At 39.4% G+C, this 22,948-nt stretch carries 21 protein-coding genes and 1 pseudogene; 12 read left to right on the top strand and 10 right to left on the bottom strand.

The window, feature by feature from the left end; all coding sequences use genetic code 11:
* Positions 1-18 precede the first annotated feature (18 nt).
* Positions 19-1,620 carry an ABC-F family ATP-binding cassette domain-containing protein gene (locus tag MGG13_RS06110; RefSeq protein WP_239034321.1) on the bottom strand — a complete coding sequence of 534 codons (1,602 nt, stop codon included), beginning with the start codon at positions 1,618-1,620 and terminating at the stop codon, positions 19-21.
* Positions 1,621-1,733: 113 nt separating this feature from the next.
* On the opposite strand from MGG13_RS06110, the gene MGG13_RS06105 reads away from it, so the two are divergent.
* Positions 1,734-2,603 carry a CvfB family protein gene (locus tag MGG13_RS06105; RefSeq protein WP_133432315.1) on the top strand — a complete coding sequence of 290 codons (870 nt, stop codon included), beginning with the start codon at positions 1,734-1,736 and terminating at the stop codon, positions 2,601-2,603.
* A gap of 140 nt (positions 2,604-2,743) precedes the next feature.
* Here MGG13_RS06105 and pepF read toward each other — a convergent pair whose 3' ends face one another.
* Positions 2,744-4,543 (bottom strand): oligoendopeptidase F, encoded by a 1,800-nt coding sequence (gene pepF, locus MGG13_RS06100; RefSeq protein WP_420827888.1) that lies wholly within the window; start codon positions 4,541-4,543, stop codon positions 2,744-2,746.
* A 115-nt stretch (positions 4,544-4,658) separates the two neighbouring features.
* Here pepF and MGG13_RS06095 point away from each other — a divergent pair, with 115 nt between their 5' ends.
* The 7 genes and pseudogenes from MGG13_RS06095 to MGG13_RS11405 all read left to right on the top strand — a co-directional run bounded on the left by MGG13_RS06095 (position 4,659) and on the right by MGG13_RS11405 (position 9,514).
* Positions 4,659-5,024, top strand: a complete 366-nt coding sequence (locus MGG13_RS06095; RefSeq protein WP_239034319.1) for a hypothetical protein — start codon at positions 4,659-4,661, stop codon at positions 5,022-5,024.
* 104 nt (positions 5,025-5,128) lie between these two features.
* Complete coding sequence (locus MGG13_RS06090; RefSeq protein WP_239034318.1) at positions 5,129-6,730, top strand: choice-of-anchor I family protein; 1,602 nt, start codon at positions 5,129-5,131, stop codon at positions 6,728-6,730.
* Positions 6,731-6,825: 95 nt separating this feature from the next.
* A pseudogene (locus MGG13_RS06085) lies at positions 6,826-7,116 on the top strand (type II toxin-antitoxin system RelE/ParE family toxin); the annotation flags it as partial.
* A 1-nt stretch (position 7,117) separates the two neighbouring features.
* A complete protein-coding gene (locus tag MGG13_RS06080; protein WP_239034316.1) occupies positions 7,118-7,393 on the top strand; it encodes a helix-turn-helix domain-containing protein in 276 nt (91 codons plus the stop codon).
* 377 nt (positions 7,394-7,770) lie between these two features.
* The gene (locus tag MGG13_RS06075) at positions 7,771-8,331 is read left to right on the top strand and encodes an ABC transporter permease subunit (protein WP_239034315.1); all 561 of its coding nucleotides are present in this window, start codon (positions 7,771-7,773) and stop codon (positions 8,329-8,331) included.
* Positions 8,331-9,221, top strand: coding sequence for an ABC transporter permease subunit (locus tag MGG13_RS06070; RefSeq protein ID WP_239034314.1), 891 nt, complete (start codon positions 8,331-8,333; stop codon positions 9,219-9,221). Before MGG13_RS06075 ends, MGG13_RS06070 begins: the two co-directional genes overlap by 1 nt.
* 158 nt (positions 9,222-9,379) lie before the next feature.
* On the top strand, positions 9,380-9,514 hold the full coding sequence (locus MGG13_RS11405; protein WP_476703335.1) for a type II toxin-antitoxin system PemK/MazF family toxin: 135 nt from the start codon (positions 9,380-9,382) through the stop codon (positions 9,512-9,514).
* 709 nt (positions 9,515-10,223) lie between these two features.
* Here the strand turns inward: MGG13_RS11405 and MGG13_RS06060 are convergent.
* Both MGG13_RS06060 and MGG13_RS06055 read right to left on the bottom strand, forming a co-directional pair.
* The gene (locus tag MGG13_RS06060) at positions 10,224-11,495 is read right to left on the bottom strand and encodes an aminoacyltransferase (RefSeq protein WP_239034313.1); all 1,272 of its coding nucleotides are present in this window, start codon (positions 11,493-11,495) and stop codon (positions 10,224-10,226) included.
* Between the two features lie 13 nt (positions 11,496-11,508).
* Positions 11,509-12,732, bottom strand: coding sequence for an aminoacyltransferase (locus tag MGG13_RS06055; RefSeq protein WP_133432320.1), 1,224 nt, complete (start codon positions 12,730-12,732; stop codon positions 11,509-11,511).
* A gap of 106 nt (positions 12,733-12,838) precedes the next feature.
* Between MGG13_RS06055 and MGG13_RS06050 the strand changes: the two genes are divergently transcribed.
* Together MGG13_RS06050 and MGG13_RS06045 are read left to right on the top strand one after the other, a co-directional pair.
* A complete protein-coding gene (locus tag MGG13_RS06050; protein WP_133432321.1) occupies positions 12,839-13,504 on the top strand; it encodes a sigma-70 RNA polymerase sigma factor region 4 domain-containing protein in 666 nt (221 codons plus the stop codon).
* On the top strand, positions 13,501-13,866 hold the full coding sequence (locus MGG13_RS06045; protein ID WP_133432322.1) for a hypothetical protein: 366 nt from the start codon (positions 13,501-13,503) through the stop codon (positions 13,864-13,866). Before MGG13_RS06050 ends, MGG13_RS06045 begins: the two co-directional genes overlap by 4 nt.
* Before the next feature lie 47 nt (positions 13,867-13,913).
* Here the strand turns inward: MGG13_RS06045 and MGG13_RS06040 are convergent, their stop codons facing one another.
* From MGG13_RS06040 to MGG13_RS06030, 3 genes are all read right to left on the bottom strand, one after another.
* Positions 13,914-15,620 carry an ABC transporter ATP-binding protein gene (locus MGG13_RS06040; RefSeq protein ID WP_239034312.1) on the bottom strand — a complete coding sequence of 569 codons (1,707 nt, stop codon included), beginning with the start codon at positions 15,618-15,620 and terminating at the stop codon, positions 13,914-13,916.
* Positions 15,621-15,684: 64 nt separating this feature from the next.
* Complete coding sequence (locus tag MGG13_RS06035) at positions 15,685-16,728, bottom strand: M42 family metallopeptidase (RefSeq protein ID WP_239034311.1); 1,044 nt, start codon at positions 16,726-16,728, stop codon at positions 15,685-15,687.
* An 89-nt stretch (positions 16,729-16,817) separates the two neighbouring features.
* Complete coding sequence (locus MGG13_RS06030; protein ID WP_239034310.1) at positions 16,818-17,198, bottom strand: sporulation protein; 381 nt, start codon at positions 17,196-17,198, stop codon at positions 16,818-16,820.
* A 101-nt stretch (positions 17,199-17,299) separates the two neighbouring features.
* Here MGG13_RS06030 and MGG13_RS06025 point away from each other — a divergent pair, with 101 nt between their 5' ends.
* Together MGG13_RS06025 and MGG13_RS06020 are read left to right on the top strand one after the other, a co-directional pair.
* Positions 17,300-18,313: a cation diffusion facilitator family transporter gene (locus MGG13_RS06025; RefSeq protein WP_239034309.1), complete on the top strand. Its 1,014-nt coding sequence runs from the start codon at positions 17,300-17,302 to the stop codon at positions 18,311-18,313.
* Positions 18,313-18,498 carry a 2-hydroxymuconate tautomerase gene (locus tag MGG13_RS06020; protein WP_239034308.1) on the top strand — a complete coding sequence of 62 codons (186 nt, stop codon included), beginning with the start codon at positions 18,313-18,315 and terminating at the stop codon, positions 18,496-18,498. The genes MGG13_RS06025 and MGG13_RS06020 overlap by 1 nt, the downstream gene beginning before the upstream one ends.
* A 33-nt stretch (positions 18,499-18,531) precedes the next feature.
* Here MGG13_RS06020 and MGG13_RS06015 read toward each other — a convergent pair whose 3' ends face one another.
* The 3 genes from MGG13_RS06015 to ptsG all read right to left on the bottom strand — a co-directional run bounded on the left by MGG13_RS06015 (position 18,532) and on the right by ptsG (position 22,912).
* Positions 18,532-19,470 carry an LCP family protein gene (locus MGG13_RS06015; RefSeq protein WP_239034307.1) on the bottom strand — a complete coding sequence of 313 codons (939 nt, stop codon included), beginning with the start codon at positions 19,468-19,470 and terminating at the stop codon, positions 18,532-18,534.
* A 100-nt stretch (positions 19,471-19,570) separates the two neighbouring features.
* Complete coding sequence (locus MGG13_RS06010; protein ID WP_239034306.1) at positions 19,571-20,722, bottom strand: AI-2E family transporter; 1,152 nt, start codon at positions 20,720-20,722, stop codon at positions 19,571-19,573.
* 120 nt (positions 20,723-20,842) lie between these two features.
* Positions 20,843-22,912 carry a glucose-specific PTS transporter subunit IIBC gene (ptsG, locus tag MGG13_RS06005; protein ID WP_239034305.1) on the bottom strand — a complete coding sequence of 690 codons (2,070 nt, stop codon included), beginning with the start codon at positions 22,910-22,912 and terminating at the stop codon, positions 20,843-20,845.
* Between the last annotated feature and the right edge of the window lie 36 nt (positions 22,913-22,948).

The raw sequence follows: 22,948 nt of genomic DNA, 5'->3' as shown, positions 1-22,948 counted from the left end.
CACTAAGCAGGGCATCTATTATTTCAGAACACCTTGTTCTTTAAGATATTCTTCATAAGTAATTTCTTTTGAAAGACCGCCAGGGACATTTAAGTCAATGACGCGGTTGGCGATGGTATTAATGAACTCAAAGTCATAAGAAGTAAAGATGAGAGATCCTTTGAATGCTTTTAAACCATCATTGACTGCTGTAATACTTTCTAAATCTAAGTGGTTTGTCGGTTCATCGAGTAGAAGAACGTTCGCAGACGAAAGCATCATCTTAGATAACATACAGCGTACTTTTTCTCCCCCTGAAAGAACGGTTGCTTTCTTACGTACTTCTTCACCAGAGAAGAGCATACGACCGAGGAAGCCACGTAAAAATGTTTCTGTCTGCTCTTCAGGTGGGGCATACTGACGTAACCATTCCACCAGGTCAACATTCTTACCTTCAAAGAACTCTGAGTTATCTTTTGGCAGATAACTTTGAGACGTTGTGATACCCCATTTGTAAGTACCTTCATCTGCTTCCAGTTCACCTGCAAGGATTTTAAGCAGCGTTGTCTTCGCAATCTCTGAATCGCCGACTAGGACAGCTTTATCATTTGGGTTCATTGTGAATGAAACATTATCCAGTACTTTTACGCCATCAACGGTTTTAGTAAGACCTTGTACAGAAAGGAGGTCGTTACCGATTTCACGTTCTGGTTTGAAGTTGACGAAAGGATATTTACGTGAAGAAGGCTGGATATCATCCAGTTCGATCTTCTCGAGCATTTTCTTACGGCTTGTCGCCTGTTTTGATTTAGATGCGTTTGCACTGAAACGAGCAACGAAGTCCTGTAATTCCTTGATTTTCTCTTCTTTTTTCTTGTTTGAGTCCTGTAACATCTGCTGAGCAAGCTGGCTTGATTGATACCAGAAGTCATAGTTACCGACGTAGATTTTAATCTTGCCGTAATCCAGGTCAGCGATATGCGTACATACGTTGTTTAAGAAGTGACGGTCATGGGATACAACGATAACTGTGTTCTCAAAGTTGATCAGAAAATCTTCTAACCAGCTGATGGCAGGGATATCGAGACCATTGGTAGGCTCATCGAGTAAGAGAACATCAGGTTCACCGAAGATAGCCTGTGCGAGTAACACTTTGATTTTTTGATTGTTTTCAAGTTCAGACATCTGCTTGTCATGGAGCTTTTCTTTTATACCTAAGCCTGATAATAAAACTTGAGCGTCTGATTCAGCTGTCCAGCCGCCCATTTCACCGAATTCACCTTCAAGTTCAGCAGCACGCATGCCGTCCGCGTCACTGAAGTCAGGCTTCATGTAGATTTCATTTTTCTCTGTCATGACATTCCACAGTTTCTCATTACCGCGAAGAACGACGTCAAGTACACGTTCATTTTCGTACGCAAAGTGATCCTGCTTTAAGACTGAGAGACGTTCATCTTTACCTAAAGAGACATTCCCTGTCTGAGAGTCGAGTTCGCCTGATAAGATTTTCAGGAAAGTCGATTTGCCGGCACCATTTGCACCGATGAGACCGTAGCAGTTGCCCGGCGTGAATTTAATATTAACGTCTTCAAATAATTTACGGTCACCGAAACGAAGACTGACATTAGATACTTGTAACATAACATTCTCCTTAATATTTATTTCCGTTCAAAATTATAACATATTTTCACCCGCTTCTTATACTTTATTCTATATGGATGTTATAATAAACAAAAAGCACTGAAGGAGTTTTTATGGAGAACAATGAACAACGTTTATCAGGAAGTATCGACTTTCTGAAAGTAGCGGGACTGGAAGGATCGACTTACCGATTACTAGGACCGAATAATGAAGAAGTGAAACTGAATGCCTCTGAGATCGAAGAAGGCGACGAACTTGAAGTAGGTGAAGACTACAGCTTCTTCGTCTACCCCGGTCGAACAGGTGACTTGTTTGCGACTCAGAATATGCCGGTCATCACGACCAACAAATACGACTGGGTAAAAGTTATTAAAAAAGATAGAGATGGTGTGACTGTTGATATCGGTCTGCCGCGTGAAATCATCATCCCATGGGAAGATCTACCTAAGCTGAAAGAAGTCTGGCCGGAAAACGGCGACGAGCTCTTCTGTACGCTCCGTGTTGATCGTAATGACCAGATATACGCTCGACTGGCATCTGAGACAATGGTGACGTCATTATATACACCTGCTAAAGAAGAACTACTGCATACCACAATTGAAGCTTATCCATATCGTCTGCTTAAAATCGGAACGTTTCTGTTATCAAAAGAAGGCTATAAGATTTTTGTTCATGAAAGCGAACGACGTTCTGAGCCAAGACTCGGTGAAAAAGTAGAAGTCCGTATCATTGGTCATAAAGAAAATGGTGAACTAAATGGTTCATTTCTGCCGTTAGCTCATGAACGCATGGACGATGACAGTGAGATGATTCTTTCGATGCTGGATGAATATAATGGTGAATTGCCGTTCTCTGATAAATCAGATCCAGAAGCAATCCGCGAAGTCTTCAAAATGAGTAAAGGTAGTTTCAAACGTGCGATTGGAAAGTTGTACAAAGAGAAAAGAATCACGATTGAAACAGATAAAATCAAGAAAATATAATAGGGTCCCTCGCTATATTAATAGCGAGGGGTTTCTTTCATATCAAGGAATCAATAGTAATTTAATAAGTTATTATATTATAAGTGTTTAAACTAAAGTGACAATAAAAAAGGATTATCCGTAATGGATAATCCTTTTTATTATTCGCCGATTTCTTCTGTCAGCTTTTCGAGTTCATCTACTAATGAACCGATATAAGCGATTGTTTCTTTAAGCGGCGCATCAGTCGTTAAATCTATTCCAGCCATCTTGGCGAGCTCAACAGGTGTTTTAGAGCCGCCTGCTTTTAAGACTTCAATCCAGTCCTGAACAGCGCTCTGTCCTTCTTCATTGATGCGTTTAGCCATCAATGTCGCAATTGTCAGTCCGGCAGAATAAGTATATGGATAAAGGCCCATATAATAATGAGGCTGACGCATCCAGGTCAGTTCAGCTCCCTCGGTCATTTCTACTGTTTCTCCCCAGAAGTCAGAAATGACCTGTTTTTTAATGTCATTCAGTAAAGGTGCTGACAGCTGTTCGCCTGCATCAACCTGGTTATAGACTTCACGCTGATAAGCTGCTTCCAGCAGGTGAGTGACGAAGTTATGGTAATAGGTGCGTGAGATGATGGTCGCGATAACCCAGCGCTTAAATTTAGGATCATCAGATTCTTTAAGCAAGTAGTTCGCCATGAGCATCTCGTTCATTGTACTCGGCGCCTCTACGAAGTACAGCGAACTTTCTGCGTCAAAGATATTCTGGTGCTTGTTTGCCAGATTGAAATGTCCTGCATGGCCCAGTTCATGAGCCAGGACAAAGACTTCTGTCATCTTAGAAGTCCATGAGATCAGGATGAACGGATTCGTTGAATAAGGACTTGCACAGAATGCACCTGTCGATTTCCCTTTGTTCTGAACGAAGTCGATATAACTTTTATTGTACGCATCATCTACCAGCTGCATATAATCTTCACCCATAATTGATAGTGCCTTATTAATATAGTCCTGAGACTCAGCTACAGTAATCTCTGGTTCATATGTCTCGTCGAGTGATATCTTGAGATCCTCGAACTTCATCGTATCCAGATGATTCGTCTTCTGCAGTAATTTAGCGTAACGACGCATATGGGGTGCAAGTTCCGTCGTGATTAAATCAATCTGACGGTTGTAGAGTTCACGTGAAACTTCCTGTCTTTCAAGGAGAAAATCGATAACAGAGTCATAGCCACGAAGCTTAGATTCCGTTTTTTCTTGCTGTACTGTCATATTGTAGGTCTTAGCCGTTGTATTTTCATATTTCTTCAGTGTATCCGAGAACTTGCGAAAAGCGTTTCGTCTGACTTCTGTGTTGCCATCAACTTCCAGTTCACCTTCAAATGACACGTAGTTCATCGGAATCTCTTTACCGTGAGCTTCGAACGTACCAAAATCGATGTCGAGCATCTTAGTTGTATCGTAGAGACCGTATGGTGCACTAAATGTAGATGAGAATGCAGCAAGTGCTTTCTCAACTTCTGGGTGCAGCTGATGTGGTTTTCTTTTAACAAGCTTCTCTAGATAACGCTGATATTGTTTAGAATTATTTTTAATTTCCTCAAGTTTATCCGCTTCTAAAGCAAGTAGTTCTGATTCTATGAATGACAGGGCACTTGCCATCTCATCATAGGCTGTACCGAACTGACCTATCAGTTTCTGTGCTTCTGCATTGGTCTGATCGACGCTTAAGTTCAGGCTGGCGTAATTACCTAGTCGGTCGATAGCCTCTGTAATCTGAGCGTAGTCGTTCAGCATCGCTTCAACAGTCTCTGAATTATTCAGAGTCCCTTTGTACTGTTGACTAAATGCATGGACTTTTGACACTGTTTCCTTCAGATTGCTATAGAAAGCAGCATCATTTTCAAATAGGGGACTAAGGTCCCATGTTTCTTCGATGTTTACTTCACTTCTTAATGTTGTCAATATTTCCATCTCCTCTCTGTCTGATATCCATTATACAGTTTCAGGTCACTTAGAGACAATGTTTAGAGAGTGAATTAAGGGTATAGATAGTTATACCCTATAAGGAGGTGTACATATGTTGATACTCGCTGACATCAGCTACACGGCTATACCGAACTTCCTTCTGATTTCGATTGTCGGAATGCTGATACTGTCCATGATTTTCGGTCTGTTGACCAACCGTTTTATACTTGCGCCTGTGCTGACATTTGTTCTGCTCGGAATCGCAGCATTCATTCTGCCGAATTTCTTTGACATCACGTTCCAGCCGCTTCTAGGCTATGCAACGTTTCTTGCAGTCATCTCTCTTATACTGAGTCTGTTATTCTGGTATCTGACTAGAGATCGCCGCAGACAAAGAAAGCTTAGACGGGAGAGTCATCTCGAACGAGAAGAATTCGAAAACAAATATAACCGCCGTGAGAAAGAGAACGGGCTTTAAGACATGCATGCATGTCTTTTTTTAATGGAAAATTTACATACCAGTCACTGAATCTTTACAAGACTTCCATACACTGAAGTAAATACATATTTGGAGGATGGAAAATGAATAAACTGGTCAAAGTTCTTTCTACGGGTACACTTGCAGCACTCATGTTAACGCCTTATGCAGATGCCGCTTCAGTTTCAAGCTATAGCGAAAAGAGTTCATTAAAAGTAAGCCAGCTCGCGCGTTACGACTCAAAGACATCATTCGGTGAAAGCGGAACTGAAATCGTCGCTTATGATAAGAAATATAAGCGTGCATATTCTATCAACGGTGCACTGAATTCTCTTGATATTCTGGATGCTTCAAAGCTGACTAAAGGGAAAATGCCATTATTGAAACGTGTTGCATTAAAAGACTTCAATGCACAAGGTTCAGATATTACAAGTGTTGCTATCCATCCTCAACATAAATACATCGCAGTAAGCGTTCCGGCGGCAAATAAGACAGATAACGGCCATGTTGTCTTCCTTTCTATGAACGGCAAGTTCAAAGGTCAGGTAGAAGTAGGGGCTCTGCCTGATATGCTGACTTTTACACCGAATGGTAATAATCTGGTGGTTGCAAATGAAGGAGAACCAAACGACGAATATACAGTCAATCCAGAAGGATCTGTCTCTGTTATCCGCACTAAGCCTAATGGTCACATTAAACAGTCTGATGTAACGACGACATACTTTGACCGTTCAATGATTGGCAGTGACGTTCGTGAATTAGGCCGTAATGCAGAAGAAAGCTTCCGCAACCTTGAGCCTGAGTACATCACGGTTGATAACAACAATAAATTAGCTTATATCACGATCCAGGAGCGAAATGCAGTCGCTACCTACGACATCAAGAAGAAGAAGTTCGTCTCTGTAAAAGGTCTTGGTTATAAGGACTATCACAAAACAACAATTGATGTCTCTGATAAAGATGATAAGATCAACATGAAGAATTATCCGTTATTCGGTATGTATCAGCCTGATGGTATCAGCCACCTGAACTATAAAGGCCACGTTTACCTGCTGACAGCTAATGAAGGGGATACACAGGATTATAAAGGTTTCTCTGAAGAGACACGTGTCGCTGATATTGCAGACCAGTATAATACGGCAAGTGATTACTTCAAAGGATTCGATTCATCTATCTTAAAAGACAAAAAATCACTCGGCAGACTGAAAACATCTACAAGTAACCCATTCACGAATGCAGACGGCACTTATGATGCAGTTGTAACGTTTGGCGGCCGTTCATTCTCAGTAGTAGAAGCGGATTCCATGAAGCAAGTCTACGACAGTGGAGATGACTTCGAGAAAATCATAGCAAAAGCATTCCCTGATGCCTTCAACAGCCAGCAGGAAGAACCAGGTAAAATCGAGTTTGACAATAGAAGTGATGATAAAGGACCTGAAGCAGAATCAGTAACAGTCGGTAAAGTAGGTAAACATCAGTATGCTTTCATCGGTTTAGAGCGTACAGGTGGTATCATGGTCTATAACATGGATAATCCGACAAAACCGGTCTTTGAAACTTACTTCAAATCAAAAGACAACAAAGACATCTCACCAGAAGGTCTGACATTCATTCCAAAAGAAGAATCACCAACGAAGAAGCCATTACTGATGGCGAGCCATGAAATGTCAGGAACCATCGCGGTTTACGAATTTACAGGTAAATAAATAAGAAATAGAGTCCCCATTTGCTTCATTAAGCATATGAGGCTTTTTTTAAATAAAAAGTAAATGGTAAATGTCAATTTGAAGAGTTCCTATTTTCTCTCAATGATAAGGATTTAGATAGCCTGCTTGCTCGTTTGAACGTAATAGAGGAAATTGGTATATATGACAGCATACGACTAAAGTATGTTAAGAAACTCGATGATTATCTTTTTGAGGTACGATCGAGAAGCGGTAATAATCAGCAGAGAGCGGTTTACTTTCATTTAGAACAGAACCAGTATGTAATTACGCATGGTTTTACCAAGAAAACACAAACAACTCCATTAAAGGAAATAAAAAAGGCAGACAAATCAGGAAGCAATATTTTATCAATAGAGGTGATTTAAAATGAGTGATGTTAAAAATCTTATCAGGAAACGCATAGAGGAGAGGCCGGAACGTGCCGATATTTACAGAGAAGAAGAATTTAAAACTGCTGCTGCCTTAGCATTACTTAATCTGAGAAAGCAAAAAGGGCTTACGCAAAAAGAACTGGCTCAACTAATAGGTAAGCCGCAATCAACAATCTCAAGAATAGAGACAGGTGAAATGAATCCTACATCGTCAACATTGGAAACTATAGCTGAAGCAACAGATACAAAATTGAAGTTAGAATTTATTTAACGTTTCATTTTTCATTCCTTATTTTCTGAATATTTGGTATATTATATAAAATTAGTTATATCATAATTATTTCAGTGAGGAGTGAACACTTGAAAGGGATACTTAAAATTCTTATTAATTTATTAATCTTATTTCTTGTAGCATGTCTGCCTTCATTATTTAAATCTCAGCATTTCAGCTTCAACAATTATTTATCTGCTATACGTTATACGATAAAAAGTTTATCAGACCCTCAGCAGATTGTATTTATCAACCAAAAATCTGGTGTTGAGCACAGTCTTTTCCCTTTTATACTCGAACCGTGGTTCAACACACTTACTATTTTATTTTCAGCCATGCTAATTTCCTTTTTTCTATCTTTATTTTTAGTCTATCTGATGTACAGATTTCCATTCTTTGATAGATTATTAAGTCATACGAATAATGTTTTAAGTGTTGTCCCTGATATCTTCTATATTCCTATTTCAATTACTATTGTCATTCTCATCTATCAGCATACAGGAACGCTGCTGTTTGCAATTGCGACGAGTCAGAGCTCAAAGGCTATTATCTTTCCTGTAATAGTCTTACTTGTCATTCCTACGGTCAATAGCATCATATTATTAAAAAAGCTGATGGAAGCGGAGAAGGTAAGTACATACGTGGAATTTGCTAGATCAAAAGGGTTATATGAACATCAAGTGTTTGCTAATCATATTATGCGTAATCTGATGATGGGTTACCTGATTAATCTGAAACAGATTGTCTGGATCACCTTATCGAGTCTTCTATTTTTAGAGAGAGTGATGAATATATTCGGTGTATCGGTCTTTATATTTGAGTACAACTCACCGGTCGTTCTGTTTATCACCTTTATGCTGCTTTATATTCCAATTGCGCTTTTATTCGGTATGACTCAATATGTTGTGAATCATATAACGGGCAGGAGGATGGTATGATGAAGAGAATTTATTTCTATCTGATTCTGCTTGTTATACCAGCTATTATCGGAATCATTTACTATGATATTCTGAATGGAAAAGTAAAAAGAACGGATTTTCTATATGATAGTGACGGTACCGTTATAGCAAGCTCACCGTTTCCACCAAGTCTTCAGGCTATATTTGGTGTAGATTCAAGTTCTAATCATATGGCCTATGAGGTTTTATCAGGCTACAGGATTACACTAGCCTTATTGATCATCATTGCGCTTCTTTCGTTAATTATAGCAATAGTTATTGGCACACTATTAGCTTTCAATAAAAGAAGCGGTATTTTCTTTCAGGCAGTAGTTGATCCATTCTTCTATATTCCGCAGTCAATTTTAGCTTATATACTTTTAAGACCTGTTCTCTATGAACCGATTGATGGATTTGAGAACTCATCTCAATTCAGAGTCGTCTATCATATAGTGATACTCATTTTATTAATGATTCCGACGACTATAGCTCTTGTTAAGGAATCTACTGAAATGATTATTGAGAAGGAGTTTATTGATAGCGCTTATACCCTAAGTCCTAGTAAAATACATATTTATTTGAAGCATATTGTCCCAAATATGACACTCCAGTATTTCATTACATTTCTCAGAATATTATTTCAGACACTCATTGTCATCTCACACCTTGCGTTTTTTAAGATTTTCTTCGGTGGAACAGATGTATGTTATGGACCGGCATGTGAGATTATTGAAAAACCTGTACTACCTGAGCTCAGCAGTCTGATGGGATATCATTTTCATGATTTATCATTCGCCTGGTGGACTTTCTATGCCCCTTTAATGGCTATCATCTATATGATAGTGCTGGTGCAGATGATGGTTCAAAGATTAGAAAACTTAAATCATTGATAATTCTATTATATTAACGCCTATTACAAATGAACCTCATAATATTCATGAAATGTTCGCTGGTTGGAAAGATGATGGTATTAGATCAACTGAACTGGACTGGGGAATTTCTGAAGGAGAGGAACTAGATTGGTAAAAATGGTCTTTCAAGGTGATATATTTTTTTAGACTTTAGTCCAACTAGAGGTCATGAACAACGTAATAAAAGACCAACTTTGGCTATTAGTCATGATTTAGTTAATAAAACGAGTTATAAGACTATTGTATTACCTATATTTAGTACAAAAGATTAACGCTAATTGTCCTTTTAAAGGGTGGTTAGTTTTTTTAATTTAGCAATAGTTCCTAACTTATAATAATAACCTTAAAATTCCTGTATATGTGTTGATTGCCATTTTTATTAAGAACATAATAGCACTTATACATACAGGAAGAGGTGTTTTAATGAAAAAGGCTCTGATAGGCTTAAATATCGCCAACTATTTGCTGCTGATATTTTTAATGTTATTTCCGTATGATCCATATTCGTGGTTTAATGGATTTGTCAGAATAGGTATTTTTATAGCAACATCGTTATGTATTCTGATATACGGTTTATGGATGTATCATTCTAATAAACAAGAATATGAGTATATCGTTTCAATCAGTTCAATAATCAATGCGATTAATTTATTTGTATTGCCGATTGTCTATATGATTTTCTCAATCATGCTATGAAACTTGTGTCAGAAGAAATCATGATGTTGAATCCAATTAAAAGTTAAATTACAGCTGGCAATGAAAATTATAACTATAGTTCTCATTTGGTTTAAGTTCATTATAAGTAACCAATTATATTCATATGTAGTTGATAGGGACTTATAAGAACATAAATGCTCTCCTATACATAACTTCCTATAATATATATTATGTAAACTAGAATAATGAAAAATAAGAGGAGACTTTCTATCTCTCTTAATAATCACAAAAACCGTCATTATAAATTAATGACGGTTTTTGTGATTATTTCTTTTTAATGATATGTTTTATGCGTCGTGCACCGCCGCCAGCTTTCATGGCCGCCTGATGAAGCACAGCTTTCGGTTTATTAATTGTCTTATTAAAATCTCCGACAAGTTCTTCAATCTGTGCATTGAAACCGCGTTTAAATCGATAAACGCCATAATCTTCGCCAGATTCCGTGAAATCGCCAGATACGCCGTAAAAATTATAACGGCTAAATTGATGTTCAAAACAATAATTGATTATATACCAGTGCATGGCATATGGACCCATAAACTGGCTGTATTTATGACTTGAACCGCCTGAAAAATAATTGATCTCATAATTATTCTCAAAAAACATACCGGCTGCTAGATTCAGTATCTGTCCGTCAGTTTTCTTCAGTTCATTCATATCCAGTATATTTTGCTGCAGTTTTTTCAGCTGGTCATCTAAGTCAGCTAGTTTCTTAAGCTGTTTATCTGACTTATTGTCTGCTAACAGCAGCTGGTCATGCTTAGCTTCCAGTTCAAGCTGTTCTGCATTTAAATCTGCGATATGTTCATCCAGATCAATATATGCAAGTGGCATAATGGCTTTCGAACCGTAATGTTTCTTAAATCGTTTGAAATAGTCGTCGTCACGGGCAATAAAACCTGCCCGTTCTTCTGTTTCTCTATAGAGATCCAGGAAGATGTCAATCTCATTTTCTTCCAGCAGACGGATTTTGACACCGTATTTCTGTGCCTTTTTGACATTTCGTTTACGCTGGCTGTCAAACTGCTTCATGATAGATGCCGGTGTTTCACCTTCCAGATACAGCACGCTCATCCAGCGTACTTGTGTATAACTGTAGCCCCTTGTAAAACCGCCATGCGTATAGCCTAATGACTCTATTAGCTTGATGAGGTCATCATTGCCCTCTGTTTTCGGTTTAACATCTTTATCATATGTTCTATAAATCCAGTATGGATCCAGTTTGACGTATAGACACTGATGCTGTTTTAAGTACTTATCAAGTGACTGGAAGTAAAAGCGAATCAGCTCTGTATTTAATGTATCTAAAACAGGTCCTCGGTTTGAATAGTACATATAGCTGCCGAATGTCGGAATTTTAGAGAACAGACTTGCTGCAATCACTTTATCGTTCTCTTTAACACCCAGGAGGACAACCGGGCTTTTCTCTTCTTCCCTGTTAGCGATATTTTCTGCCATCTGGAAGTAGTGGCTCATATATGGTGTCTCAGCCATAAAAGTCTTGAATTCTTTTGTAGTCAGTTCTGTGAATTGCATAACTTTCCCCCTACTATCCTTTTATCTTCTTCATCGCCTGATAAGCCTGGTAGACCGGCTTATTGACCGGCAGTACGAAGTCGCCGATATATTCCATGACGTCAGCATTGAAACCTTTCTTGAACTTGATGACGCCTGCATCCTCTGCATTTTCACTGAAGTCTCCGCTGATACCGTAGAAATTATAACGATTGATACCATGTTCAAGTGCATAGTTGATCATTTTCCACTGGATGGCATAAGAGCCTGCGAAGTGTCTGAATTCATTTGCTGTTCCGCCAGCCAGATAGACTACTTCATATGGATTAATCAGGTAGAATGCAGCCGCTACAGGCAGTTCATCTCCATGCTGAGACTGCAGTTCTTTCGCTTCTGTCAGACGATCTTCAATCGCTGCCAGCTGTTTCTCAAGATCTGCTTTCTTCTTGTCATTCTTCTGTGTATTCTCGTTCTGAAGATTGCGTTCAACACCCTGCTTTTCCTCTTCCAGCTGAGGAATATACTCTGTAAAGTCAATATAAGCAAGCGGCATCAGTGCTCTGTCTCCAAAATGACGCAGGCGCAGCTTATAGAAACTGTCGTCGCGGTCCTGGAACTCTTTTTTTGAGCTTGTGTCTGCCATAAACTGTCTGAAGATAGGCATCTCATCTTCTGTCAGGTATCGAACTTTAATACCATTTTTGATAACCTTCTTGATATTACGCTTACGCAGACTGTCCATATCCTTAAGGACAGACTTTGAATCTTTACCTTCAAGGTCAAGAACTGAATGCCAGCGTATCTGGAAATTGGTTTTCATCCCTGTTGTATAGCCTTGATGTTGATAGCCGAGTGCTTCCATCTCATTGATGACTGAAGCGGTCGGATATTTTTCAAGGATGTTGCCATCATGATCTCGCTTCTGATAAGCGACATATGGATCGACGCGGACATAGAGTGCTTTATGTTGTTTTAAATATTTCTTCAGTTCTGTAAAGAAGAAGTGCAGCAGTTCCTTGTTGTTATAGTCCATTACCGGTCCACGGTTTGTGTAGAAATATTTGAAGACTTTCATGACAGGAATCGCAGTCAAAAGACATGCAGCAATAACTTGACCGTTCTCCTCTACTCCTACTAGGTGGACTTCAGCACCTTCTGCCTGTTTGACGTCATAGTTGACTGTCATCTGTGTGAAATGGCTGCCTGTTTTATCGCAGAATGTGCCGAATTGTTCTTTTGTCAGTGTAATAAACTTCATAGTTAACTCCTTCTTGTTCGATAGATTGATAGTTATTTTATGCTATAATTCGTTTATATAAAGGAATTTCATAAAATTCGCTTATATAAACGAACGGAGGTATAACATGATTGGATTGTTCATTATGGACGTATCAGGAAGTACAGCCCATGGTAATGCAGATGAAATCAGTCATAGACTCCAGCAGCTGGAGACAGCAATCAATCAGTGGACACAGCCCCTGAATAGACGCTATGTCAATTTCAGAATGGGTGACGAACTGTTTTTTGTCTGTGACTCACCAGGAGATATGCTGATAATAGCTTATTATATCAAATTATCATGGCCATTAAAAAGCCAGACCCTAAAATTCGGGTTATCAATCGGTGAAAGTGAGCTGCCGGAAGCGGATTTCGAGCACTGGAATGCGCCTATCATTAAAAAAGCACGTCAAGCACTGGAAAGTATTAAGACGAATGATCAGGTTGACCTCTGTCTCTCGGCTGAGAATGTTTCAATGATGAATCATGTGCTCTTCTACTATATGACAGATATTCTGCGCCAGCATACAGATATCCAGAGAGAAATACTGCTGATGAGTCTTTCGATTCCTGTGCAGAGAGAACTGGCTCATGAAATGGATAAGAGCTTCTCGACAGTGTCCACCCATCTCAAAAAAGCGCGTAGTAAACAGCTTGACCTGATTGAGCAGGAACTCATCCAATACAGTTCAGGTATCAATGAAGAGATGAGAAAACATATTAGACAGACACTAAAGGACTTATACCAATGATGATGAATCTGACACTCTACTTCTTATGTATCGTCCTCTATATATTCAGTGGGCCATTTATCCGTGCATTTCTGTCGTCTATGAGTTCTACTAAACTACCTAAGTCAGATAATGTCGGGCTTGTCATCGGTTATCTCGAAAGGTTTCTGATCATTATCTTTATTGTACTAAAGGAATATACCGCAATTGGACTGGTCATCGCAAGTAAATCTATTTTAAGGTTCAATGACGTCAAACAGGACCCAGTTGAGCATCAGCCTGATAAGATAGATAAACAGTCAGAATACATCCTGCTCGGAACCATGCTTTCTATGACAGTAGGTATATTGATTGGATTACTTGCCTCGATTGATTTTAGATAAGATAGATAAAGTCCCGCAAATTTTTTGCGGGACTTTATTATGCTTTATTATTGATGCTGAGCAAGCTGAAGTTGATAATATTTACCTCTTCGTGCCATTAATTCATCGTGACTGCCTGATTCAGCGATTCGCCCGTCTTCTATATAAAGAATGCGGTCAGCATCTCTGATAGTAGACAAACGATGTGCAATCGTTAAGGTAGTCCGGCCTTCTGATAGTTCCTTGAAGGCTGCCTGTATGCGATTCTCTGTTTCAACGTCAAGAGCGCTCGTCGCTTCATCTAGAATAATGACCTTCGGATTCTTAAGGAACATACGGGCAATAGAGACCCGCTGCTTCTGACCACCAGACAGTTTAGTACCACGTTCTCCGACAATTGTATCTATACCGTGTGGCAGGCCATCCACAAATGACTTGAGCTGTGCTTTATCAATAGCCCACATAATCTCCTCTTCAGTTGCTGTCATATCTCCGTAAGCAACGTTCTCCCTTAATGTACCGCTGAATAGGAAGACATCCTGCTGAACAATACCGATCTGCTGTCTTAAGGACTCAAGCGTATAATCTCTGATGTCATCACCATTGATGGTGATACGACCATTGATAGGATCATAGAACCTTGGTAACAGCGAGCATAGAGTGGTCTTCCCGCCGCCACTAGGACCGACCAGAGCAACTTTCTCACCTTCGTTCACTGTAAACGATAAGTCATCAAGTATGGTCTTATCTCCATATTTAAAGGTCACATGCTCATAGCTGATAGTCTCAGGGGTAGATGCGAAAGTGACAGCGTCTTTAGAATCTTTGATTTCGGTTGTTGTCTCCATAATCTCTCTGAAGTTCTTAAAACCTGCAATTCCTTTTGGAAAGAGCTCGATAATCAGATTAATGGACTGAAGCGGCTTAAAGAGAATATCTGTAATCATGATAAATGCCACAAACTCACCATTGGTCATATGACCATGCAGGACAAAATAACAGCCGAGTATCAGAACAATGATTAAAGTGAATTTCTGTGCGATATAACCGATGGATGAGTTCCAGGACATATAGTTATAGGCCTTCAGTTTAGTCGCCCGGAATGCTTCATTTGCTGATTCAAATCTTTTCTGTTCATGCCGTTCATTCGTAAAAGCCTGAACAAGACGAATACCGCCGATACTCTCACCAATCACTTCATTAAAAGTGGATACATTCCCGAAAAGACGTTCAAATGCGGTTGTCATCTTCTTGTTGAAGTAAATCGTCAGAATAAAGATGATCGGAACAATACAGAATGTAATGAGTGCAAGCTTTACATCGATGAATAGCATAATCATCAGCGCGCCGATAACAGTCATCACTGCGACAAACACTTCTTCCGGTCCATGATGGGCCACTTCCCCTATATCCATCAGGTCATTGGTGAGACGGCCAATCAGTTTACCGGTCTTCATGTTATCGAAAAATCCGAAATTCAGTTTCTGCAGATGCTGATAGAGTTCATTACGGATATCCCGTTCAATATTGGTTCCGAGCTTATGTCCCCAGTAAGTAACGATGAACTTAAGCAGAGAGACAAAGCCGTATACAAGAAATAAGCCGATTGCACCGAAGACGATATTTCGCCAGTCCTTAGATGGCAGCAGTTCGTCAATGAACAGACTGGTCATCAACGGAAAAATCAGTTCCAGTACACCGACAAAGACGGCTGAACCGAAATCAAGAATGAACAGCCCTTTATAAGGCTTGTAGTATTTAAAGAAATCTTTCATTACCATAACCCTTTCCAGATAGACAATATAAGAGACAGAAAAAAACTGCGGTTAGACCGCAGTGTTAAATAAGTGGACTTTGTACATAAGCATAAAGAAGAGATTCAGTCGCCAGTATAGAACGTTCATGAGTTCTTTCCATCGCATGAGAGGACTCAATACCTGCCCCGAACAGTGCATGCTTAATGTCATGGCCAGCAGAAATGGCTGCACTGGCGTCAGAGCCATAATACGGATAAATATCTATTTTGTAATCAATACCATTGTCCTGACAGAGCTTGACGAGATGCTGACGAAGATGATAGTGATAGGGACCTGAGCTGTCTTTTGCACAGATAGACACTGTATATTCATCTGACAGCTGTCCGTCACCTAACGCACCCATATCGACTGCGAGGTATTCAACCACTTCTTTTGGAATATTGGAATTTCCGCCGTACCCGATCTCTTCATTATTTGAGAAGAAGAAATGAGTCGTATGAGGTAACTGGATATCATTCTCTTTCAGATGAACAAGTAATTCCAGCATAATCGCTGCACTGACTTTATCATCGAGATGGCGTGATTTAACGAAACCGCTCTCTGTGTACTGGAAGCGGGGTTCAAAGCAGATAAAATCACCGACATTGATGCCAAGTGCCTTTGTTTCTTCTGCAGATGAGGTCACTTCATCTATACGGACCTCCATATGATCATCATCACGTTTAATATCATCATTCCCACGGTAGACATGGACACTTGTTTCATGGAGACAGATAGTCCCTGTGAAGACTCGGTCTGTGCTATGAATCTGACAGTATTCCCCTTCTGTCGCATTCCAGCTGAAGCCGCCTATCTTTGTCATCTTAAGTCGTCCACTCGGCAGAATATCCTTGACCATAGCACCTAATGTATCAACGTGTGCTGTAATGAAGCGGTGACGAGTATTATCAGTCCCTTTTACAGTGACGCTTAGGCCCCCTTTATTGGTGACGATGCTTTCAATATCATGTTGCTGGAGGTAATCCTGGCAGTATTGTATGGCAGCATAAGCATAGCCGGATGGTCCTGGAATATTAACAAGTGTCTCAACTTGCTTGATGGTCTTTTTAACATCTGGATAAGTCATTCTTTCCCCTTCTTTCTTGAATGATAGGTCCATTCAATCTTAAACGATATTTTAAATATTGACAACAACAGGTAATTCTTGTTAAAAAGCTACGGCTGACTGAAGAAAATTTCATCTTCATCATATGCATCAACGGAGTTAGCAATATAGACATGGGTCATGATAAAGAACTGGTTTAAAATAGACTTGATGTCATGTCCAGCATCTAGCTGGAAGCGGATGGTCTCGTCTGTCTCTGGTGTCAGATGTACGCGACTAATAATATGATCAAAGCTTTGGATATCGCTTGATTCATCCGTATTCTCCTGACGTTCTACTAACTGAATTTCAATGTACTCGATATGACCGGTCTGGCCACTCAGCTCGACAATGCCTTCAATCGTGTCACCTAGACGATAATTTGTTTGATTGATACGAGTATCAACCGTTAAATCTTCAAAGCCGATAGATGATAATAAATTTTTAAACATATCGGTAACCCCTCCTAAGAGTAATTTTGTCTTTTTATTTAGGACTATCATCGCATATAATAGGGAAGAGAACAAACATATTAAAAAAAGGAGATTATGATATGACAGGTTTGTTTAGTCTGCTCAAAAAAGGAAGTACATCATCTTTAATGGCAGCCATTGTTAACTTTATTTTAGGTGCACTGAAGTTTGGTGCGTATATCATTACAGGAAATGTCGCTATGTTCGCAGAAATGATGCACTCACTTGGTGATGCAGCCAACCAGTTATTCGTCTGGGTCGGTTCTGCTGTGTCAAAGAAAGATCCGAACGAGAAATTCCCATTTGGATATGGACGTCTGGTTAATATTGTTTGTTTATTCGCAGTAATCATCGTAGCGATTCTCGCATACGAAACAGTTTTAGAAGGGATTCATCACATTCAGCACCCTTCACATGAGGAACAGCCTTTTAATCATTTTCTGATTAATGCCGGCGTCTTACTGATTGGTATAGTGCTTGAAGGTTCAGTTTTATATAAAGCTGGAAAAGAAGTTTTAGAAGAAGCACATAAACCGACAACAGGTATTCATCCTTTTACAACAAGCTATGTTAGCTTAAACAAAGCTAAACCAGCTACAAAGCTTGTATTTATGGAAGATACAGTTGCAACTTTAGGTGGCGTATTAGCACTGATTGCCATCGTTATTGCACGCCTGACAGGTTTCGGTCAAATAGAAGGAATTGTATCCGTTATTATCGGTCTTATGATGTTCTTTGTGGTTGCACGTGTTTTCCTGGAAAATGCTGCGGGTGCTATCGGTGTGTCTGATCAGGAGATGGAAGTTAATGCATCACGTATTATTTTAGAGAATGAACATATCACAGATATTAAACGTCTGACTGTACTGAAAGAAGGAGAAGACCTTCATTTAGAGGCTTTACTTGAAACACCTCGTGTGGATATGAATTTACGACAGCTCTCTGAAATCAAGAAACAAATTGCACAACGTCTGCTGGAGCAACCGCACGTTGTAGACGTAAATTTAGAGTTTATGGAAGCAGATGATATACGTGACTGGAAAGACGGTCATGGTTCATCGACATATAGAATGTTTACTAAGGAGGATAAATAATGCCATTCGTAACTATTGAACTTGTTGAAGGACGTACAGAAGAACAGCTTAAAGCGATGGTGACAGAAGTCACTGAAGTCGTGAGTAGAACAACCAATGCACCTAAAGAAAACATCCATGTTTTTGTAGAAGAACTGAAGAAAAATCGTTACGCTGTTAACGGAAAACTTAAATCAGAAGAATAAAAAATAGGTGTACTCATCTCGAGTACACCTATTTTATTTTGCCAAAAATTCTTTGATTGCCTTTTTATTGGCTTCCTTATCAATATCGAGTACATTCCCTACTCCGTAAACGTCCTTGAAATTAAACGTCCCTTTAACAGGGATAACGAGCGACTGAATATCTTTATCGCCTCTGATCGCAAACGATGCGCCAGTTCTAAAAATATCACTATTTGTGAGATTAGTATCGACATACCCTCTCGCGATACCTGCAAGTTTAGGTACTTTTGGCAATGTAGAAAGTGAGATGAACTCACTCTGCAGTGCTTTTATAACCTGCTGCTGTCTTCTGACACGGCCGAAATCAGATTCCTCGTCATTTCTGAATCGCGCGTAACCGAGCAGTTCTTTACCATTCAGGTTATGCTGTCCTTTTTGAAGTGATACGCCGATTTTCTCAGACATATCTTTCTCAACATTAATCGGAATCCCTTCTGGTGACAATTCATCAACCATCTGTTCAAAGCCCTTGAAGTCAATAATGGCATAATACTCCAGGTCAATATCCAGATTCTTCTTTAATGTCTGGCGAAGGAGTTCAGGGCCGCCGAGTGTGTACGCTGTATTAATCTTATAGTTCTGATAGCCTGGAATTTCAGCATAAATGTCGCGCATCACAGACATCAGTTTCATTTTTTTGCTTAAATAATCATATTGCGCAATCATAATGGAGTCTGTGCGGGCAGAACCATCTACAACCCGGTCCTGACCTAATATAAGAATATTGACTTTAGCATCCTTATTAATCGGTCCATTAAACTCATATTTTTTTTCCTGCTTGCCATGGTCCCTCGCAAATTGAATGCCGTTATTATAACTTGATTTAACCCAGAACCCGAGTAAAACAAGTATGGCTATAAGCCCCAGAATGATAAACGGCAGTTTGCGCAGTCTGGTTTTTTTCTTACGTTTGTATACTTTTTTCGTGCTCATGACATCCCTCTTCCAATCTTCCGAAACTATAATTAACTTATCCAATAAATATCTAAAAAGCAAGGGAAATCAGTAAAGATACTTCTAAAGCCCGATAACTTTATTGATGAACATCATAAGGGCCAGAGTCCTCTGAAAAATAGCGGTTATAACGTTTCTTGAATTTATCAAAAAGATGAGAAATAATCACGCGGATAATGGCATATGCAGGAATAGCTAAAATAACGCCTAATACACCGGCTAGATTACCAGCGCAGAGAAGGACAAAGATAATAGTTAAAGGATGAATCTGCATCGTCTTACCCATAATATTGGGCGAAATAAAGTGCCCTTCAAGGAACTGAACAGCGACCCAGACGATGGCGAGCTTAAGCAATGTAAACGGTGAATCGACAAGTGCAATGACAATGGCAGGGCTGATAGCAATAGTTGGCCCCAGATACGGAACGACACTCGTAACTGCCGCGATAGATGCTAATACTAAAGCATATTCCAGACCGATGATATTGTAGCCAATAAATAATAGAACACCGATACACAGTGATACAATTAACTGTCCCTGGATATATGAACCTACCTGAATATCCATTTTAAGCAGAATATCATGTACATCCTGACGATATTTTGGCGGTGTAAGCTTAAGTACATAGTTAAGGAACTTGTCGCCATCTTTAAGTAAGAAGAACAGAACAAACGGAAAAGTCCCAATAACGATGATCACACTCATTAAAGTATCTATTATAGAGCGAAACTTTGATGGCAGCTTATCCATATAATCATTCGCCTTATCTTGTAACGTGGCAAGATGATTATTAATCCAGCTCTGTACATCAGCCATATAAGGTTCAATAAAGGAATTCTTAGTAAATTGATTAAAGACATCCCCTAAATGATCAACATAGGATGGAAAATGGTTGATGAAACGGATAAGCTGTTCCTGTATTAATGGTACTAGCAAGGTAATGGTGCCGACTAGTACACCAATAATGATCACAATGAGCAGAATAATACCCCATAGTCTTTTAATGCGATATTTTTCCAGAAAGTTTACGACTGGATTAAGCAAATAAAAAAAGATAAAGGCTACAATAATAGGACCAATAATTGTTTTGACAATGGTTACTACCGGATCAAAAATAAAGGACACCTGGTTGGTGATAAAGATAAGAATGCCAATCAAAATAGCAACCAGCAATGTATAAATAATGGTTGCCCCACCTAAAAAGGAAATAAATCGGTTGTTTTTGAACATTTGTTTTCTCACTCTCCTTATTTTTATGTTTAGTTTTTATATATAATTATTAGTTTACATAATAAAGTTATTATATTTAAAAATAAAAAACAAAAGCTCTGGTTTCCCAGAGCCTTCATTTTACTTGATTTCCATTAATTTGTCGCCATGTTTAATGTGACCATATTGAACTTCTATCATTTGTTTGTTGTCAAGATTAGTGAAAACTAACGGTGTGATATCACTCTTCGCATTTTCTCTAATATAATTTAAATCTGCTTTAAGTAAAGGCTGCCCTATTACGATGGCATCTCCTGGTTTTACAAGTACTTCGAATCCCTGACCTCTTAAGCCGACAGTCTCCAGACCGAAGTGAATCAGCATCTCAAGGCCCTCTTCTGACTCAAGTCCAAGCGCATGTTTAGTTGGGAAGTCCATTTTCACTACGCCGTCAAACGGTGCATATACTACACCTTCTTCAGGAATGACTGCGACACCCTCACCCATCATTTTACCTGCAAACACTTCATCAGGTACTTTCGTAATATCTACAACTTCACCTGAAATAGGAGCAAATACTTCTGTCAGTCCTTTTTCTTCTGTTGATTCAATCACTACATCATCAGGGGCTTCTGCTGTATGTGTCTGTTCTGGATGAGTGACCTCGCCTGACATAATACGAGCCATATCATGTTTAATCTGATCTGATTTAGGACCAAAGATAGCTTGCATGTTGTTACCTACTTCAAGCACACCAGCGGCTCCTAAAGCTTTTAATTCATTTGTATCTACTTTAGATTTATCTTTAACTTCTACACGTAAACGTGTGATACATGCATCCAGATGTTTAATGTTCTCTCTACCACCCATCGCATCTAAGACGTGGAATGGTAATTCACCCGCTGTTGAAGCTTTAGAAGTCGTCTCTTCAACTTCACGACCCGGTGTTTTTAAATTGAATTTTTTAATCGCAAATGTAAATAAGAAGTAGTAGATCACTGCATATACAAGACCAACTGGAATAACGAGTAATGCATTTGTACGATCCCAGTTCAATAAGCCGAATAAAGTATAGTCAATAAATCCACCAGAGAATGTCATCCCGATTTTAACGTGCAGCAAATGCATAACAAGGAATGATGTACCTGCAAGCAGTACATGAATCGCGTAAAGAATCGGTGCAACAAATAAGAATGAGAACTCAAGAGGTTCTGTAATACCTGTTAAGAATGATGTTAAAGCAGCTGACAGCATCAGCCCGCCTACTACTTTTTTACGTTCAGGACGAGCCTGACGGTAAATAGCGAACGCAGCTGCTGGAAGACCGAACATCATGAAAGGATATTTACCTGTAGTGAACATACCAGCTGTAAAAGGCACACCGTCTTTCATCTGAGCCATCCAGATACTCTGGTCACCACGCACGATGTTCCCTGCTGCATTTGTGTACTGACCAAACTCGAACCAGAATGGTGCATAGAAGATATGGTGCAGACCAAATGGAATCAGTGCACGCTCAATAATACCGAAAATAAATGTTGTTAAGACAAGGTTTTTATCTAATAAGAACTGTGATAATTCATTTAAACCTGTCTGTATAGGCGGCCAGATGATTGACAGGATAATCCCTGTCAGAATCGCCATTACAGATGTGATGATTGGAACGAATCGTTTGCCGGCAAAGAATCCGAGGAAGGCCGGTAAAGTGATGTTATAGAATTTGTTGTAACACCATGCTGCAACAGCACCGATGATGATACCGCCGAATACACCAGTCTGAAGTGTCGGAATCCCTAGGATAAGAGCATGAGCAGGTTCTTTTGCAGATTGACCAAGTACTTTAGCTCCTGCTGCATAACTGTAAATATTATCGATGGTAATCCCTTTGATCTTACCCATCGTTGCATTCATAATTAAGTAACCGACAAGTGCAGCAAGTCCTGCTACACCATCACCCGCTGCAAGTCCAAGAGCCGTACCAATCGCAAATAATAAAGGCAGATTGTCAAAGATAACCTGACCGGCAGACTCCATAATACCTGATAACATAACGAAGAAATCAGCTTTCAACCAAGGTGCGAACTGTACAAGCTGGTCATTGTGCATCGCATTACCAAACGCAAGTAGAATACCTGCAGCCGGCAGAATCGCAACAGGCAGCATGAGCGCTTTACCAATACGTTGCAATTGACCGAATAACATTTTGAACATAGAAATACCCTCCTTTTATTGTCAAGACATTTGAAT

The sequence above is a fragment of the Macrococcus brunensis genome (assembly GCF_022343725.1).
Taxonomy (GTDB): domain Bacteria; phylum Bacillota; class Bacilli; order Staphylococcales; family Staphylococcaceae; genus Macrococcus; species Macrococcus brunensis.
This window is presented reverse-complemented; position numbering and strand designations above follow the sequence as displayed.